General features: G+C 58.6%; 15 protein-coding genes. 2 read left to right on the top strand and 13 right to left on the bottom strand.

Annotation, left to right across the window (positions count from 1 at the left end):
- Positions 1 to 9: 9 nt before the first annotated feature.
- The 4 genes from BLU01_RS27500 to BLU01_RS04055 all read right to left on the bottom strand — a co-directional run bounded on the left by BLU01_RS27500 (position 10) and on the right by BLU01_RS04055 (position 5,651).
- Positions 10 to 411: a hypothetical protein gene (locus BLU01_RS27500; protein ID WP_157720140.1), complete on the bottom strand. Its 402-nt coding sequence runs from the start codon at positions 409 to 411 to the stop codon at positions 10 to 12.
- An 18-nt stretch (positions 412 to 429) separates the two neighbouring features.
- Positions 430 to 1,580, bottom strand: a protein-coding gene (locus BLU01_RS04065; protein ID WP_092271200.1) for an IS3 family transposase whose coding sequence is annotated in 2 segments (ribosomal slippage) — positions 430 to 1,346 and positions 1,346 to 1,580 — 1,152 coding nt in all. Because the reading frame shifts where the segments join, the coding sequence is not laid out codon by codon here.
- Positions 1,581 to 1,647: 67 nt separating this feature from the next.
- Positions 1,648 to 3,438 (bottom strand): bifunctional diguanylate cyclase/phosphodiesterase, encoded by a 1,791-nt coding sequence (locus tag BLU01_RS04060; RefSeq protein WP_092271197.1) that lies wholly within the window; start codon positions 3,436 to 3,438, stop codon positions 1,648 to 1,650.
- 131 nt (positions 3,439 to 3,569) lie between these two features.
- Positions 3,570 to 5,651, bottom strand: coding sequence for a carboxy terminal-processing peptidase (locus tag BLU01_RS04055; RefSeq protein ID WP_167370463.1), 2,082 nt, complete (start codon positions 5,649 to 5,651; stop codon positions 3,570 to 3,572).
- A gap of 140 nt (positions 5,652 to 5,791) precedes the next feature.
- Between BLU01_RS04055 and BLU01_RS04050 the strand changes: the two genes are divergently transcribed.
- A complete protein-coding gene (locus BLU01_RS04050; RefSeq protein ID WP_092271191.1) occupies positions 5,792 to 6,754 on the top strand; it encodes an NAD(P)H-quinone oxidoreductase in 963 nt (320 codons plus the stop codon).
- Between the two features lie 150 nt (positions 6,755 to 6,904).
- Here the strand turns inward: BLU01_RS04050 and BLU01_RS04045 are convergent, their stop codons facing one another.
- The 8 genes from BLU01_RS04045 to BLU01_RS04015 all read right to left on the bottom strand — a co-directional run bounded on the left by BLU01_RS04045 (position 6,905) and on the right by BLU01_RS04015 (position 13,792).
- A complete protein-coding gene (locus tag BLU01_RS04045; protein WP_231987151.1) occupies positions 6,905 to 7,729 on the bottom strand; it encodes an IS3 family transposase in 825 nt (274 codons plus the stop codon).
- An 8-nt stretch (positions 7,730 to 7,737) separates the two neighbouring features.
- Positions 7,738 to 8,040, bottom strand: a complete 303-nt coding sequence (locus tag BLU01_RS27925) for a transposase (RefSeq protein ID WP_231987094.1) — start codon at positions 8,038 to 8,040, stop codon at positions 7,738 to 7,740.
- A 435-nt stretch (positions 8,041 to 8,475) separates the two neighbouring features.
- Entirely contained in the window at positions 8,476 to 9,129 is a 654-nt protein-coding gene (locus tag BLU01_RS04040; protein WP_092271188.1) for an HAD family hydrolase, read from the bottom strand.
- Positions 9,130 to 9,163: 34 nt separating this feature from the next.
- The gene (locus BLU01_RS04035; RefSeq protein ID WP_092271185.1) at positions 9,164 to 10,153 is read right to left on the bottom strand and encodes an ABC transporter ATP-binding protein; all 990 of its coding nucleotides are present in this window, start codon (positions 10,151 to 10,153) and stop codon (positions 9,164 to 9,166) included.
- A complete protein-coding gene (locus BLU01_RS04030; protein WP_092271182.1) occupies positions 10,150 to 10,950 on the bottom strand; it encodes an ABC transporter permease in 801 nt (266 codons plus the stop codon). The genes BLU01_RS04035 and BLU01_RS04030 overlap by 4 nt, the downstream gene beginning before the upstream one ends.
- The gene (locus tag BLU01_RS04025) at positions 10,937 to 11,773 is read right to left on the bottom strand and encodes an ABC transporter permease (protein WP_167370462.1); all 837 of its coding nucleotides are present in this window, start codon (positions 11,771 to 11,773) and stop codon (positions 10,937 to 10,939) included. Before BLU01_RS04025 ends, BLU01_RS04030 begins: the two co-directional genes overlap by 14 nt.
- A 5-nt stretch (positions 11,774 to 11,778) precedes the next feature.
- Positions 11,779 to 12,585, bottom strand: a complete 807-nt coding sequence (locus BLU01_RS04020) for an alkaline phosphatase family protein (protein ID WP_092271176.1) — start codon at positions 12,583 to 12,585, stop codon at positions 11,779 to 11,781.
- 142 nt (positions 12,586 to 12,727) lie between these two features.
- Complete coding sequence (locus BLU01_RS04015; RefSeq protein WP_092271173.1) at positions 12,728 to 13,792, bottom strand: ABC transporter substrate-binding protein; 1,065 nt, start codon at positions 13,790 to 13,792, stop codon at positions 12,728 to 12,730.
- A gap of 361 nt (positions 13,793 to 14,153) precedes the next feature.
- Here BLU01_RS04015 and BLU01_RS04010 point away from each other — a divergent pair, with 361 nt between their 5' ends.
- Positions 14,154 to 14,867, top strand: coding sequence for a UTRA domain-containing protein (locus tag BLU01_RS04010; RefSeq protein ID WP_092271169.1), 714 nt, complete (start codon positions 14,154 to 14,156; stop codon positions 14,865 to 14,867).
- Positions 14,868 to 15,073: 206 nt separating this feature from the next.
- Here BLU01_RS04010 and BLU01_RS04005 read toward each other — a convergent pair whose 3' ends face one another.
- Entirely contained in the window at positions 15,074 to 16,411 is a 1,338-nt protein-coding gene (locus tag BLU01_RS04005) for an amidohydrolase (RefSeq protein ID WP_092271166.1), read from the bottom strand.
- Positions 16,412 to 16,422: the final 11 nt, after the last annotated feature.

Genomic DNA, 16,422 nt, shown 5'->3' with positions numbered 1-16,422 from the left:
TTGGGACGATTAAATTGATAGGTGGACCTGATTATTTATGCAGTATGTGGACAGTTCGGCATCACTAATTTCATCATCTAAAAGCCTCAATAGATCTGGTGTTATTTTTGAGTAGTTACCTACGCCATAACCGCCGATGTATACATCTTCGGTTTCACCAGCTTCTGGAACAGGGAAATATAGTTCAATTCCATCAAAGCCAAAAGGCAACACTGCTTTCAGTATTTGGGACTTGTGGCTTGCAGGCATTATAGGGTTTAAAGAAATCGTCCAAGCCTCGGGGATTGCTTTCGTGAGCCTGTTACCTATGGTAGATGCAATCGGTATGCCCGATGAATGCAACGAGTCCTTGATCTTTTTGTAATTTGGATGCAGGCAATTAATGCTGACTTGCCAGTTTTTCCAGTCCAATGAATCGCCCCGGGTTTTCTAGACACTCTCCAGGCTCGCTGCGTAACGCTTTTCAAACTCTACCGGTGACAGCTGATTGTTGAAACTGTGGCGTCGTTTTGGGTTGTAAAACATCTCGATGTAATCGAACACATCATCCCGAGCATCCTGGCGTGTAGTGTAGATTTTACGCTTGATCCGTTCCCGCTTTAGCAGCTGGAAAAAGCTCTCCGCCACAGCGTTGTCGTGGCAGTTACCTCGACGACTCATGCTGGCCACCAGGTTGTTAGCTTTCAAGAAGCTTCGCCAGTCTGAGCTGCTGTACTGACTGCCTTGATCTGAGTGGATCATCACCTCTTGCTTCGGCTTACGTCTCCAAACCGCCATCAGCAGTGCATCAATGGCTACGTCGCTGGTCATCTGCGACTTCATTGACCAACCAATGATCTGGCGTGAAAACAGATCGAGCACCACGGCCAAATACAGCCAGCCTTCATATGTTCGGATGTAGGTAATGTCTGTGACCCAGACTTTGTTGGGTTCTCTGACATCGAATTGGCGCTTCAGTAAGTTCGGTGAGGCAACGGCTGGTTTACCGCCATATTTTCCCGGCCTCCGTCGATACCCAGTCTGAGAACGTAAACCCTCAAGGCGCATCAACCTAGCCACCCGGTGACGGCCACAGCTCTCACCAACCTCTCGCAGGTCATCATGGATCTTGCGATAGCCATAAACGCCACCGCTTTCCAGCCAGGAGTGTTTGATCAATCCAAGCAGTCGCTGATCGTCCTTGGCTCGCGCAGATTTTGGTTCTGATAGCCACGCGTAGTAGCCGCTGGGATGAACCTTGAGCGTCAGGCAAAGCCGTCGAATCGCGTAATGACCCGATTGCTGCTTAATAAAGGCGTACTTCAGCCGCACTCCTTGGCAAAGTACGCGGCGGCCTTTTTTAAGATGTCTCGCTCCTCCGTCACCCGTTTCAGCTCGGCACGTAGACGACGAACCTCAGCGCTTTGATCATCCTCCTCAACGCGCTGTTCTTGGGGCTTGGTGTAGCGCTTAACCCAGGCATAGAGGCTGTGCACGGACACACCCAATCGTGCAGCCACCTCCGAGACAGGAAGCTGCTTTTCGGTCACTTGCTTGACCGCCTGGATTTTGAATTCTTCGGGATATCGCTGGTTGCTCATGGCACCTCCTAATGGGCCTCATTTTAAGGCTTGGAGGTGTCTACGAAACTAGGGGCGATTCAGTTTGTTACCGCTGGCCCATCAGTAATTCACTTTCTCGCCAGTGCACGGCGAGGCTATCGATTACGTGCACGCTGTAGCCCGGCACGTTTTTCGCGTGGTGTTTGGCTTGGGAGGCCATCTCGGCCAGCAGGCTTGCGTCCAGCCCGGCGCAGGCTTGGGGGTGCAGGTGCACGACGCCAATCGACAATGACAACAACGGGAATTCTTGCCTCACGCCTTGGCGGTTGGGGGCGATGAAGCAGCCGGCGTCGAGGTGTTCGCTGCGGTAAAAGCGTCGGCACTGGCTCTGGAAGTCGTCGAGTAACTGGTTCAGGCGTTTGCGCCAATCTTCCGGACCGAGCACCAGTAAGAAGTCGTCGCCACCGATGTGTCCGACGAAGTCGCGGGACGGGTCGACGCGGTCGTTCAGGCATTGCGCCAGGCACAACAAGACTTCGTCGCCGCGGCCGTAGCCGTAGATGTCGTTGAAGGGTTTGAAGCTGTCGATGTCGACGTAGCAGATCACCGATTCGCGCGCCTGTTGCAGCAGGCGGGTCAGGCATTGCTGGATCGGCACGTTGCCGGGCAGCAGGGTCAGCGGGTTGGCGTAGCGCGCTTGTTGGATTTTCAGTTCGGTGATGAGTTTGAGCACGTCGATGACTCGGCCCAGGCCCAGGTAACCGCCGTTGAGGGTGATGATGAAGTCTTCTTCGATGCGTTGGCGGGCGCGGCTGGTGATCAGCCGGCTGACTTGTTGCAGCGACTGGCTCATTTCGACGGCGAGAAAATCGTCGTTCATCAAGCGGCTGATCGGTTTGCGCGCGAACAGGTCGGTGGCGAAGGGCTTGAGCAGCGCGTCGGAGAGCGAATGGCGGTGGACGATGCCGCACGGCTGGCCTTGTTCGTCGAGCACCGCCAGCGAGTTGAGGTTGGCTTGGCGGCGGAATGCTTCGAGTACGGTGGCGGTCGGGGTGTCGCGGTTGACTGCCGGTTGCTCGTTGAGCAGGGCGCTGAGGTCGCTGCCTTCATCATTCAGCGCAACGGCTGCGCTGTCGTGTTTGGGCATCAGGTTGCGCGCGTCGCGCGGCGGTTGTTCCTGCGGGCGGCAGAGCAAATAGCCTTGCACCAGGTCGACGCCCATTTCGGTCAACACCGCGAGTTCTTCCGGCAGCTCGATGCCTTCGGCGATCACTTGCGCGCGCGAGGCTTTGGCGATCTGCAAAATCGAACCGACGAACTCGCGTTTGAGCGCGTCCTGATGAATGCCGTCGATAAAGTGCCGGTCAATCTTCACGTAGTCCGGCCGCAGCTCGGACCACAAACGCAAACTCGAGTAACCCGCGCCCAGATCATCCAGCGCGATGGAAAAACCCATCGCCCGGTAGTGATGCAGGGCGTTTTGCAGCAACTGGAAATCGTCGGTCGGGGTTTGTTCGGTGAGTTCGATGACCACTTGGCTCGGCGGGATGCCGAAGTCTTGCAGCAGTTGCAGGGTGCGGCCCGGCTGGTGCGCGGCTTCGAGCAGCGATTCCGGCGAGACGTTGAGAAACAGTTTGCCCGGCAGTTGCTGTTCGTTGAAGCGTCGGCAAGCGCTGGCGCGGCAGGCTATTTCCAGTTCGCTGAGACGCCCGGCCTGACGGGCCACGGCGAACAGCGCGATGGGGGAGTGCAGCGGACTGTTGGACGGGCCGCGGCTGAGGGCTTCGTAACCGATGATTCGTCTTTCGGAGAGCGAGATGATCGGCTGGAACAAGCTGTGCAAGCCGCTTTGAGCCAGTATTGAACTCAAGGCACTCAGCTGTTCGGTCATGGTCATGGCGATCTCTGGCAATAAAAAAAGGACTGGGAGCGACTCTTGTTGAAGAGGCGGTCCCAATCCTTTATTTCACGACAGATTGATGACTGTTTGATGACGCTCCGAGGAGCGTCAGCGTTAAATTGCCATCATTAGTGCTTGGCTACCGTGGTGTTCAGTTTCAAGTAATCCAGCAGAATCCGCCCGGTCTCGCTCAGGTAGGCATCGTCTTCCGGTTTGGTCTTGTCCGGCTCGGCCGCGATCACATCTTCGTCTTCTTTCTTCAGCTCTTTGAGCGGTTCTTCGCCCTTGGCTTTGCGACGGATGTTTTCCATGACCAGTTGCTTGGCTTCGATGTCGGCGTGTTGCTTGCGACGATCGGCTTCGTTGAGGCTGACGGTTTTTTCTTCCATCAGTTTCTGCGCCAGGGCCAGCTTGTCACGGATGAACACGAACTCGGCATCTTTGGCCGAACGCACGTCATGCTCGGATTTGAGCTCGGTGAGGTACGGCTTGAACGGGTCGCTCGCAGGCTTGATCGCCGCTTTGATGGTGTCCCACGGCATGGCTTCCGGCAGGGCGCTTTCGCCAATTTCCTTGGTGTCGATGATCGACGGGAAATCGACATCCGGCAGCACGCCTTGATGCTGGGTGCTCTGGCCGGAAACCCGGTAGAACTTGGCTAGGGTCAGTTTCAGTTCGCCATGGTTCAGCGGCTGAATGGTCTGCACGGTGCCTTTGCCGAAGGTCTGGCCGCCGACGATCAACGCGCGGTGATAGTCCTGCATGGCGCCGGCGAAAATCTCCGAAGCCGAGGCGGACAAGCGGTTGACCAGCAACGCCATTGGGCCTTTGTAGAACGCGCCCGGGTTTTCATCTTCGAGCACATCGACCCGGCCATCGGCGTTACGCACGAGGACAGTCGGACCTTTGTCGATGAACAGGCTGGTCAGCTCGGTGGCTTCCTGCAGGGAACCGCCGCCGTTGTTGCGCAGGTCGATGACCACGCCGTCAACTTTGTCTTTCTGCAGCTCGGTCAGCAGTTTCTTGACGTCGCGCGTGGTGCTCTTGTAGTCCGGATCGCCAGCGCGGAACGCTTTGAAGTCGAGATAGAAGGCTGGAATCTCGATGACGCCGAGTTTGTAGTCCTTGCCATCCTGTTTCAGGTTGAGGACCGACTTCTTCACAGCCTGGTCTTCAAGCTTCACGGCTTCGCGGGTGATCGGCACGATCTTGGTGGTCTGGTCGTTCGGCGCATTGCTCGCCGGGATGACTTCCAGGCGCACGATGGTGCCTTTCGGACCACGGATCAGTTTGACCACTTCGTCGAGACGCCAGCCAACCACGTCGACCATCTCTTTGTTGCCTTGGGCAACGCCGATGATCTTGTCGGCCGGTGCAACCTGTTTGGTCTTGTCGGCCGGGCCGGCTGGCACCAGACGCACGACTTTCACCTGGTCGTTGTCGCTCTGCAACACGGCGCCGATGCCTTCGAGGGACAGGCTCATGTTGATGTCGAAGTTTTCCGCGTTATCCGGCGACAGATAGTTGGTGTGCGGGTCGTAGGACATGGCGAAGGTGTTGATGTACGCCTGGAAGATATCTTCCGGGCGGGTCTGGTCCAGACGCGACAGTTGGTTCTTGTAGCGCTTGGTCAGGGTTTCCTGGATTTGCTTGGAATCCTTGCCGGCGATCTTCATCCGCAGCACTTCGTCCTTGACGCGTTTGCGCCACAGGTCGTCGAGTTCGGCGGTGGATTTGAGCCACGCAGCGTCCTTGCGATCAATCAGCAAGGTTTCTTTGGTGGTGAAGTCGATTTTGTCGACGCCTTTGTTCAGCTCGGCAAGGGCGAAGTCCAGACGCGCTTTGACGCGGTCCAGGTAGCGCTTGTAGATGGTGAACCCGGCGTTCAGATCGCCGCTTTTGAGGAAGTCGTCAAACTGGGTTTTCCATTTGTCGAATTCGGCGATGTCGCTGGCCATGAAGTAGCTGCGCGATGGATCCAGCAGCTTGAGGTAGCTGTCGTAGATGATCACCGAGCGCGCATCGTCGAGCGGCGGCTTGCTGTAGTGGTGGCGTTTGAGCAGCTCGACGACGTTCAGACTGGCGATTACTTCGTCACGATCAGGCTGAAGTTTGTCCCAGCTATTGGCTGCAAACGAATTGCTCGACATCGGCAGAAGGCCGATACCAATGAATAGGGCTAGGGCGGTGCTGGGGAACAGTTGCTTCATGCTGATTCGACGCGGGGACAATTGATCACGCATATTAGGCCGTCTTTGAAGTCGCCGGTTCCACAAAGGGCCGGTCACATAATGCAAGAAAGCCCGGTGATACAGCGCCGGGCTCAGTCCAGACTCACTATGGAGGCACTGTGAAAGCATTGCAAGGCGTTGACGGTCAAGTGGAGTGGGTTGAAGAGCCGAGTCCTACGTGTGATGTAGGACAAGTGCGGATTCGGGTGGCGGCAGCGGGCCTCAATCGCGCCGATTTGTTACAGAAGGCAGGCCTTTATCCGCCCCCGCCGGGAGCCAGTCAGGTGCTGGGTCTTGAGTGTTCGGGGGTGATCAGCGAGGTCGGCGCGGGCTCGTCCTGGCAGGTCGGGGACCGGGTTTGCGCCTTGCTGGCCGGGGGCGGCATGGCCGAGGAAGTGGTTGTCGACGGACGGCACGTGTTGCCGGTTCCCGAAGGTGTGTCGCTGGCCGAGGCCGCCGGGTTGCCGGAAGTGTATGCAACTGTTTGGTTAAATTTATTTCATCTTGCCGCGCTCAAGCCCGGTGAGAAAGTTCTGCTGCACGCTGGAGCGAGTGGCATCGGTTCTGCGGCGATCCAGTTGTGCAAGGCGTTCGGCAGCCCGTGCTGGGTCAGCGTCGGTTCGGCTGAGCGTCTGGCGTACTGCGAAGCCCTCGGCGCGCAGGGCGGCGTGGTGCGCACTGGCGACCTGGAGAGCTTGAGTGATCTGGGGCCGTTCAACGTGATTCTCGATCCGGTGGGCGGCAATTACGCGGCGTTGAACTTGAAGCTGACGGCGCTGGATGGCCGTTGGGTGTTGATCGGTTTGATGGGCGGCCGTGAGGCCAAGCTCGATCTGGCGCAGGTATTGGGCAAACGCGTGCAGTTGCTGGGCTCGACGTTGCGCAGCCGCGATGATCAGTTCAAGGCTGATTTGTTCAGCGAACTGAGCCAGCACGTTTGGCCATTGTTTGCCGAAGGTCGGTTGAAACCGCAGTTGGCGAAGGCCTTCAAAATCAAGGACGCCGAAGCGGCCTTCGCGGAACTGGCGAGCAACACAGTCTCGGGGAAACTGGTCCTGCTGATCGACGAAAGCCTGACCTGAAACCCCAGATCTCCGCGCGAACCGATGCCCTTGTAGGAGCGAGGCTTGCCCGCGAAGAACGATAACGCGGTCCGTCAGTTAAACCGCGTCGCCCCATTCGCGGGCAAGCCTGATCTGGTCAAGTAATCCTGGACACCAATTACGGTTTTTTCACGCCGCCATTTTCTCCATGGCGACCGGTGACCGGTAATCGTTGTAGCTATGGAGCCTGAAGTTGTTGTAGCGCACCACGTAGCGCTGCAAATCAGCCCGGGCTTCATACTCCGAGCGGTAACCGGCTTCAGGCACCCACTCTGATTTCAGACTTCCAAAGAAACGCTCCATCGGGGCGTTATCCCAGCATTCGCCTTTACGACTCATGCTTTGCCGCAGTCCATTCGCCAGCAACTCATTCCTGAACTTATGGCTGGTGTACTGGCAGCCTTGATCGGAGTGAAACAGCACGTCTTTGGGTTTGCCTCGCAGCTCAACCGCCATCCGTAGGGCCTCGCAGGTCAGCTCCGCATCCGAGATCATCGAAAACGCCCACCCCACGAGCCGGCGGGCGAACAGATCCAGAACCGCTGCAAAATACATCCACCGCGTGCCGACCTTGATGTACGTCACGTCCGCGCACCACACTTGGTTGATCGCCGTGACATCAAACTCGCGCTTAAGCACGTGCGGCGCCACCAAGGCTTCAACGCCAGATGACTTGTATTTGTGACGTCGGCGCTGACGACTGACCACGCCGGCTTCTCGCATCAAGCTGCGAGCCATGTGCCTCCCGACGCGATGCCCCTTGGCTTGCAGCTCCCTGGAAAGGGTGCGCGCCCCCGCGGAAGCTCTGGATTCCTTGTGATGCTCGACCAGCATGGCTTTGAGTTTCTCCCGCTCAGGGTTCACCTTGCCTTGGCGCTGACGCCAGGCATAAAAACTGCTGCGGCTGACTTCAAACACCCGGCAGCAGTCGTTAACGCCGTATCGCTCACCCAGCTCATTGATCAGTGAGAATGATCTTTGGCGTCCAAAAGCAGGAGAGCACTGGCCTTTTTTAGGATTTCGATATCCCGGTCTTTTTGCCTGAGCAAGGCTTTGAGTTCCTGGATTTCTCGCTGGTCAGCCGTGATCGCTTTGGCTCCCACCGGGGTCGAACCCTGGCGTTCTTTACGCACCTGATCGACCCAGCGACGCAAGGCGGTAGGGCCAATATCTAAACTGGCGCAAACCTCGGGAACCGATATCCCCTCATCCAGCACCATGCCAGCAGCCTTGAGTTTGAACTCAGTTGAATAAGAATTACGCATATCCAAAAACACCTCAGATTTGGGCGACATCATAGCGCCCGATTGAAGTGTCCAAAATCATTAGGCCAGTTCAGCCTCGCTCCTACAGGTTTCGCGCCGCCCTTGTAGGAGCAAAGCTTGCTCGCGAAGAACGATAACGCGGTCCACCAGTCGGACCGCGTCGCGGCAATCGCGGGCAAGCCTTGCTCCCACAGGTTCTGTGCGGTCCTTGTAGGAGCGAGGCTTGCCCGCGAAGAACGATAACGCGGTCCGTCAGTAGAACGGCGTCGCGGCATTCGCGGGCAAGCCTCGCTCCTACAGGTTTTGCGCCGCCCTTGTAGGAGCAAAGCTTGCCCGCGAAGAACGATAACGCGGTCCGTCAGTCGGACCGCGTCGCGGCAATCGCGGGCAAGCCTTGCTCCTACAGGTTTTGTGCGGTCCCTGTGGGGGTATCGGTTATTTCCAGAGGTGGATTGGCCAGCCGGCTTTTTCGGCGTGCTCAAGCAGCACCGGGTCCGGGTTGACCACGTGCGGGAAGTCGACTTTCAGCAGCAGTGGCAGGTCGTTGCGTGAATCGGAGTAGAAGCTTGCGCCTTCGAGGTTTTCCTCTTCGGCGTCGAGCCATTCCAGCAATCGGGTGATTTTGCCTTCGCGGTAGGTCAGCGTGCCAACTGTGTTGCCGCTGTAAACGCCGTGCGCCACTTCCAGTTCGATGGCGAGAATCTCGTCGATGCCCAGCCGATCAGCAATCGGCCTGACCAAATGCGTGCCCGACGCCGAAATCACCAGAATCCGGTTACCGGCCTTGCGGTGCGCGGCGATGGTTTTGGTGGCGTCGCTGAAAATAATCGGCTCGATAAAGTCTTCAACCCACGGGCCGACCAAGTGATCGACTTCTTCCGGCGTGCGCCCGATCATCGGTTCGAGGCTGAACGCCATGTAGTCCTCCATCCGCAGTTTGCCGTGGCTGTAGGCGTCCATCAGCTCATTGTTCTGCCGCATGAACGACTCGGGATCAACCCAGCCCAGCCGGCCCATCTGTTCGCTCCAGAGGGTGGCGCAGTCGCCATGAATCAGGGTTTCGTCCAGATCAAAAATTGCCAGGGCCATCAGTGCAGTTCTCTCTTCAACATCAGCAAAGGCATCAGGCTACCTCACACAGGGCAGTCGGATCGATGGAAAGCGCCAGGCGCTGACCGTCGGGATGCAGATCCGCCGCCGAGCGGTTCAACACATCCACCACCAATTCCACGCCTCGGGCCTCGACCCGGTAGCGGATCACGTTGCCCAACAGGCTGTGGCTGCGGATCTGCGCGTCGAGTTCGCCGTTGAGGCTCAGTTCGATGGCTTCCGGGCGAATCGCGATGCGGCTGTTGATCGGTCGCTGCAACAGTTTTGTCGCGCTGTCGGCGTCGAGCAGGTTGTAGTTGCCGATAAAACCGGCGGCGAACACATCGACGGGCGCGGTGTAGAGGGTTTCGGCGTCGCCGCTTTGTACGATTTTTCCCTGATTCATCAGGAAAATGCGATCAGACATCGTCAGCGCTTCTTCCTGATCGTGTGTGACGAAAATCGTGGTCAAGCCAAGTTCGCGCTGAATCTGACGGATCTGTTCGCGCAGATGTTTACGAATCCGCGCATCCAGCGCCGACAACGGCTCATCCAGCAGCAACAGGCGAGGCCGCGTAACCAACGAACGCGCCAGCGCCACCCGCTGACATTGACCGCCAGACAGTTGATGCGGATAACGCGCGGCGAACTCGTTGAGCTCCACCAGTTTCAGCACGTCGGCGACGCGTCGGTGGCTGTCGTCGGCGTTGACCTTTTGCATGCGCAAACCAAACGCGACGTTCTGTTCCACCGTCATGTTCGGGAACAGTGCATAGCTCTGAAACACCATGCCGATTCCGCGTTTCTGCGGGCTCAGCGGCACGATATCGACGCCATCAAGCAGGATCTTGCCGCCATCCACCGAGGTCAGCCCGGCGATACAGCGCAGCAACGTCGACTTGCCACAACCGGAAGGGCCGAGGAGGGTGACGAATTCACCCTTCTGAATTTCGCAATTGATATCGCTGAAGACAGGCGTGCCGGCATAGCTTTTTTGCAGGTGTTGGACGCTGACGTAGCTCATTCGCTTTTGTCCTTGTTCAAGATATTGGCCGCCCAGGTCAGAACCAGCACAAAGAAGAAATAGGAAATCACCAGCGCGCTGGTGAAGTGGCCGCTGCTGTTGCGCATGTTGTTGAGGTACACCTGCAAGGTTTCGTAACGCGTGCCGACGAGGATGTTGGCGAACACGAACTCACCGAACAGGAACGAGAACGACAGCAGCAACGCCACCATCAAACCCTTGCGCAAGTTCGGCAGCACTACCAGGAATGCCGCTTGAAAAGTGCTGGCGCCGAGCAGTTGCGCGGCGTCCATCAGGTCGCGCAGATTGATCGCTTGCAGGTTGTTGGTGATCGCGCGGTACATGAACGGCAGGGCGACGGTGAAGTAGCAACCGATCAGAATCCACGGCGTGCCGACCATCGCCAACGGCCCGGAACCGTACAGTTGCAGCAGGCCGACCGAGGACACCACCGGCGGCACCGCGAAGGGCAGCAGGATCAGGATGTTCATCAGCGCATCGAGTTTCGGGAAGTGGTAATGCACGACAAACAGCAGCGGCAGAATCAGCACCACTGAGAGGATCAGCGCGCCGACGCACACCAGCAGCGACTGGCCGAAAGCGTGGAGGAAACGCGGATCGCTCCACAGCTGCAAATACCATTTGAAGGTGAAACCGCTGGGCAGAATGGTCGCCGACCAACTGCTGGAGATCGAATAGATCAGCGTGCCGAGCAGTGGCAATAACAGGATCGCAAACAGCAGATACACCACGACCCGGTGGTAGACGCCGACGGGGCCCAATTCAGCGCGAGACATGGTAGCTCCTCTTCAACAGCAACTGATGGACGATGGTCACCAGGGTCATCAACGCCACCAGCACCACGGCGAGGGCGCTGGCCATGTTCGGGTCGAGGGAGATGTCGCCGGAAACCATCGCCGCGATGCGGATCGGCAGCACGTTGAAGTTGCCGGTGGTCAGCGCGTAAACCGTGGCGTAGGCGCCGAGGGCGTTGGCCAGCAGGATCACGAAGGTGCCGAGCAGCGCCGGGGTCAGCACCGGCAAACCGATGTGGCGCCAGAATTGCCAACCGTTGGCGCCGAGCAGTTCGGCAGACTCGCGCCAGTCTTCGCGCAAGGCATCGAACGCCGGGTACAGCAGCAACACGCCAAGCGGGATCTGGAAGTAGGTGTAGAGAATGATCAGGCCGGTTTTCGAGTACAGGTTGAAGTCCTGAATGATCCCGGCCTGCTTGAGCATGATGGTGAAGCTGCCGTTGAAGCCGAGCAGAATGATGAACGCGAAGGCCAGTGGCACGCCGGCGAAGTTGCTGGTCATGTTGGCGAAGGCGTTGACGAAGTTGCGCAGTTTGGAGTCGACCCGGCGCAACGAATACGCGCCAAGCACGGCGATGATGATGCCGAATACGCTCGACCAGAAACTGATTTCGAGGCTGTACTGGATCGCCTGCAAATAGAACTTCGAGCTGAAGATTTTGCTGAAGTTGGCCACGCCCCAACCGAACTCTTCCGATTGCAGGCTGTTGATCATCACCCAGACCAGCGGGGCGATTTCGAACACGATAAAGAACAGGGCGAAGGGCACCAGACACAGCGCCGCCAGCCATTTGCCGCGAGTCATGGCGTTCACTTGAGCAGCTCCCGGCACACAGGTTTGTCGTGGGGCACGCCGAGCAGTTCGCAGACGCTGCCGCAGATTTCGATTTGTTTCGGCGCCGCGTCGGGGTTGAGGCTGAAGGCGTCGCCGAGGACAAACAGCGGCACTTCGCGTTCTTCCGGCAGCAGGCCGTTGTGCGAGCGGTCGTTGTTCATGCCGTGGTCAGCGGTCACCAATACCTGGTGGCCGGCGTCGAGCCAGGTTTGCAGGTAATCGGCGAGAATGATGTCGGCCGAGCGCGCGCTGTTGCGGTATTGCGGCGTGTCGAGGCCGTGCTTGTGCCCGGCGTCGTCGATGTTCATTGGGTGGATCAGCAGAAAATTCGGTGCATGGCGCAGGCGCAGGTTTTCCGCGTCGGCGAACAGGTGCGAATCGGGGTAGTGGTCGTTCCAGTAGAAGTGCCCGTGCTGGATCGGCAGCTCGGCGTCGTCGGTGTGACGATCGCGGGCGGCGACAAATGGCGAACGGTTGTACAGCTCGCTGACCCAGTGATAAGCCGCGGCGGCGGTGGTCAGGCCGGCGTCGCGCGCGTAGTGATAGATGCTGCGCTGGTTGGACAGGCGCGAGACGTTGTTGTGGACGATGCCGCTGTCGATCGGCGTAACGCCGGTCAGGATGCATTCGTAAAGCGGTCGGGACAGGGCCGGCAGTTCGCACTCCAGTTTGTACAGCGCTGCGCGTCCTGCGCCAACGTAAGCCTGCAGGTGCCCCATGGCGTGGCGTGCGACCTCGTAATTGAGGCCGTCGAGCACGACAAGGATGACGTTGTGCTTCATAGGGGCGAGAGCTCCGCAAAACAGTAGATAACAACAAAACCTGTAGGAGCGAGGCTTGCCCGCGAAGGCGGACTTTCAGCCAACATCAATGTTGAATGTCAGTCCGTCTTCGCGAGCAAGCTTTGCTCCTACAGATGAAGCATCACTTCATTTCAACAATGACTTCTTCGTTCCACTTCTGCGGCAGGGCTTTGGAGGTTTTTTCCCATGCGTCGGGGTCTTTGATCGGGGTCACGCCTTTGTACTGCTCGTTCGGCAGCAATTTGGCCTGGACCTCGGCGGGCAGTTGCAGGTGTTCGGCGCGGATCGGACGAGCGTTGCCGCGCGCCAGGTTGATCTGGCCGGCGTCGCTGAAGATGTATTCGCGGGTCAGCTTGGCGGCGTTCGGGTTCTTCGCGTATTTGTTGATGATGGTGGTGTAACCGGAAATCACCGAACCGTCGGACGGGATCAGCACGGTGTAGTCATCCGGGTTAGCCATCTTGGCTTTGTAGCTCAGGCCGTTGAAGTCCCAGACCACGCCGACTTCGATTTCGCCTTTTTCCATGGTGGCGATGGTCGGGTTGGCCATCGACAGACGCCCTTGCTTGGCGATGTCGGCGAACAGCAGCAGGGCCGGAGCCAGGTTTTTCTCGTCACCGCCATTGGCGTAAGCAGCCGCCAGAACGCCGTTGGCGGCTTGCGCGGCGGTGCTCACGTCACCGATGGAAACCTTGTATTTGCCGGTTTTCAGGTCAGCCCATTTGGTTGGCGATTCGGAGCCGTGCAGGAGTTTCTTGTTGACGATGAATGCGATGGTGCCGGTGTAGGCCAGCGCCCAGTTGCCGTCGGTGTCTTTGGCCCAGGCCGGAATTTGTTCCCAGGTGGTTGGCTTATACGGTTGCACCACGCCTTGCTTGACCGCGATCGGGCCGAAGGCCGCACCGACGTCGCCGATGTCGGCGCTGGCGTTGTCTTTCTCAGCGGCGAACTTGGCGATTTCCTGCGCCGAGCTCATGTCGGTGTCGACGTGTTTGAGGCCGTATTTTTTCGCCAGGTCTTCCCACGTGCCTTTCCAGTTCGCCCAGTCATCGGGCATGCCGACGCTGTTGACTGCACCTTCCGCTTTCGCTGCGGCTTCCAGGGTTTTCAAATCATCAGCCGCCATCGCGGCGGTGCACATGGCAATGGTCGAGCCTAACAGTGATGCCAGGAAAAGCTGTTTCATCCGAAGCTCCTTTGGGCGTTTTCAACGCTGCGATTGCGGTGGTGTTGGTCTAGGTCAGCAACACCTGAGCCAATTTAGGCGGACTGCATGACACTTTCATGTCGGCGGTCGCCCGACGGGGCTTTTATTTGCCCGGATCTGGCGGGTGCCCGGTAAGCGTAGACCATGGGCAGCGGCCCGCTGAGCTGGGACTTGGCCGATGTATTGCAAGGTTTGCGCGGGTGCTTTTGATGACCGTTGGGCGGCTTTGTCATCTGTTGGTCATCTGGGCTGCCTAGGCTTGCTGGACGTTGCTCAGGCGGTTTTTGCCGGCAGCGGTGCCCCGATTCAGTGCTGGTCTAGTCCAGATAGGTAACGTTTGATGCGCGATGAGGCAATCAAAGCGGTGACAGCGATTGGCCAGGTGTTGCAGGAGCAACTGGGCCATGGGTTGTTGGCGGCCGGGAGCAAGTTGCCGGCCGAGCGCAAGCTCAGTGAGTTGTTCGGGACGACGCGCATTACCGTGCGCGAGGCGTTGTTGCAGTTGGAGGCGCAGGGGCAGATTTATCGGGAGGAGCGCCGTGGCTGGTTTGTTTCGCCGCCGCGTCTTGCTTATAACCTGATGCAGCGCAGTCATTTTCACGCGATGGTGAGTGCGCAGGGGCGGGTGCCGTCGACGGAGGTGATTTCAGCGCGGTTGCAGCCGGCTTCGGCGGCGGTGTGCGAGTGGTTGCAGTTGCCGGCGTTGTCGAGTGTGATTCAGGTGTGTCGGGCGCGGCGGATTGATGGGCGGTTGGTGTTGTACGTGGAGCATTATCTGAATCCGCAGTTTTTTCCGGGGATTCTGGATTTTGATTTGAATGAGTCGATTACCGAGTTGTATGCGCGGCATTACGATTTGCATTATGGCCGGGTGCGTTTTGAGATTGTGCCGACGGCGTTGTCAGTGGATGCGGCTTCTGCGTTGAGGGTGTCGGTGGGGAGTCCGGGGTTGAGGATTGTTCGGGTCAATTATGATCAGCGGGGGAGGCTGATCGACTGTGATTTGGAGTTTTGGCGCCATGATGCGATTCATGTCGGGGTTGATGTGGTCTGAGTCTGGCGACCTCACAGACCACCTGTTTTCCCAAACACACCCAGCCCCCTGTAGGAGCGAGGCTTGCCCGCGAAGGCGTCCTCACAGACCACCTGTTCCCCCCAACACACCCAATTCCCCCTGTAGGAGCGAGCCTGCTCGCGATAACCCCCTCCCAGCCACCCAATCCCTCCCAGACTCCCCCAATCCCCCCACCCTAAACCCCATCAAGGCTTCCCATTCGCATACAAATAATCTGTAGCCAACGAAGCCATCGTCCGCACCCCAACCACCAGCGCCGACTCATCCACAAAGAACCCCGGATTATGATTCGGCGCCGCTTTGCTCAAATCCTGATCCCTGGGCGTCACGCCCAAGAACACAAACAACCCCGGCACTTCTTTCGCATAGAACGAAAAATCCTCCGCGCCGCCCACCAGCGGCCCTTGCACCACGTCGTCTCTCGCCGCCCAGCGCAGGGTCGGCAGCATTTTTTCGGTCAGCGCCGGGTTGTTAATCGTCGGGTCGTATTTTTCGATGATGGTCACTTCGGCTTTCGCGCCGCCGCTTTCGGCGATTTTTTCCACGGTTTGGCGGACGTCGGCGTGCAGTTTCTGGCGGATGCCGTAGTCGTAGGAGCGGATGGTCCCGGTCATGTCGAGTGATTCGGGAATGATGTTGTAGCGTGTGCCGCCGTTGATGGTGCCGATGCTGACGACCGAAGGGTAGGACGAGATGTCGGTGCGGCGGCTGACCACGGTTTGCAGACCGACGATGGTTTGGGCACCGACGGTGATCGGGTCGATGCCGTCCCAAGGGCGCCCGGCGTGGGTTTGTTTGCCGAGGATTTTGATGCGCAGGTCGTCAGAGCTGGCGAGGGTCGGGCCGGGGCGGTAGGCGATTTGCCCGGCGGGGACGCCGGCCCAGACGTGCAAGCCGAACACCGCGTCGGGTTTCGGCGATTGCATCGCGCCTTCAGCGATCATCATTTTTGCGCCCCAGGTATTCGTGCCATCCGGGATGAAGTCGCTTGGGCCTTCTTCGGCCGGTTGGAAGTAGAACACCACCGTGCCGGGCAGCGTTTCGCGCAGGCCTGTAAGAATTTTCGCCGTGCTCAGCAGGATCGCGGTGTGCGCGTCGTGGCCGCATGCGTGCATCACGTCGACTTCTTTGTTGAGGTAGGTGCCTTTGGCTTTCGAGGCGAATGGCAGGTCCGCGACTTCCTTGACCGGCAGCGCATCCATGTCGGCGCGCAGGGCCACGGTCGGGCCGGGCAGGGCGCCTTTGAGGACGGCGACCACGCCGGTGCGGGCGACGCCGGTTTTGACCTCCAGGCCCATCGCGCGCAGTTGTTTGGCGACCAGTTCGGCAGTGCGTTTCTCGGTGTTACCGAGCTCTGGATGCGCGTGGATGTCGCGGCGGGTTTCCAGCAGTTCGGGTTCGAGCGCCTTGGCTTGCTCGGCGATGTAGCTGCGGCTGGTTTCCCGGGTGTCGGCGCCGGCGTGGGTGGCCAGCGCGCCGCACAGGGTCAGCAGGCAGGTTTGGGCAATGCGAGTCAGCGGCATCGGTCTTCTCC

This window comes from Pseudomonas prosekii (genome assembly GCF_900105155.1).
Lineage (GTDB): Bacteria > Pseudomonadota > Gammaproteobacteria > Pseudomonadales > Pseudomonadaceae > Aquipseudomonas > Aquipseudomonas prosekii.
The sequence above is the reverse complement of the archived record's forward strand: the minus strand, read 5'-3'. Positions and strand labels throughout refer to the sequence as shown.

Coding starts and splice junctions, on each gene's coding strand:
- BLU01_RS04035 (WP_092271185.1), bottom strand. CDS start 10,153: ATGAGCTACGTCAGCGTCCAACACCTGCAAAAAAGCTATGCCGGCACG.
- BLU01_RS04005 (WP_092271166.1), bottom strand. CDS start 16,411: ATGCCGCTGACTCGCATTGCCCAAACCTGCCTGCTGACCCTGTGCGGC.
- BLU01_RS27925 (WP_231987094.1), bottom strand. CDS start 8,040: ATGCGTAATTCTTATTCAACTGAGTTCAAACTCAAGGCTGCTGGCATG.
- BLU01_RS04060 (WP_092271197.1), bottom strand. CDS start 3,438: ATGACCATGACCGAACAGCTGAGTGCCTTGAGTTCAATACTGGCTCAA.
- BLU01_RS04015 (WP_092271173.1), bottom strand. CDS start 13,792: ATGAAACAGCTTTTCCTGGCATCACTGTTAGGCTCGACCATTGCCATG.
- BLU01_RS04055 (WP_167370463.1), bottom strand. CDS start 5,651: ATGAAGCAACTGTTCCCCAGCACCGCCCTAGCCCTATTCATTGGTATC.
- BLU01_RS04040 (WP_092271188.1), bottom strand. CDS start 9,129: ATGGCCCTGGCAATTTTTGATCTGGACGAAACCCTGATTCATGGCGAC.
- BLU01_RS04010 (WP_092271169.1), top strand. CDS start 14,154: ATGCGCGATGAGGCAATCAAAGCGGTGACAGCGATTGGCCAGGTGTTG.
- BLU01_RS04020 (WP_092271176.1), bottom strand. CDS start 12,585: ATGAAGCACAACGTCATCCTTGTCGTGCTCGACGGCCTCAATTACGAG.
- BLU01_RS04025 (WP_167370462.1), bottom strand. CDS start 11,773: ATGACTCGCGGCAAATGGCTGGCGGCGCTGTGTCTGGTGCCCTTCGCC.
- BLU01_RS04030 (WP_092271182.1), bottom strand. CDS start 10,950: ATGTCTCGCGCTGAATTGGGCCCCGTCGGCGTCTACCACCGGGTCGTG.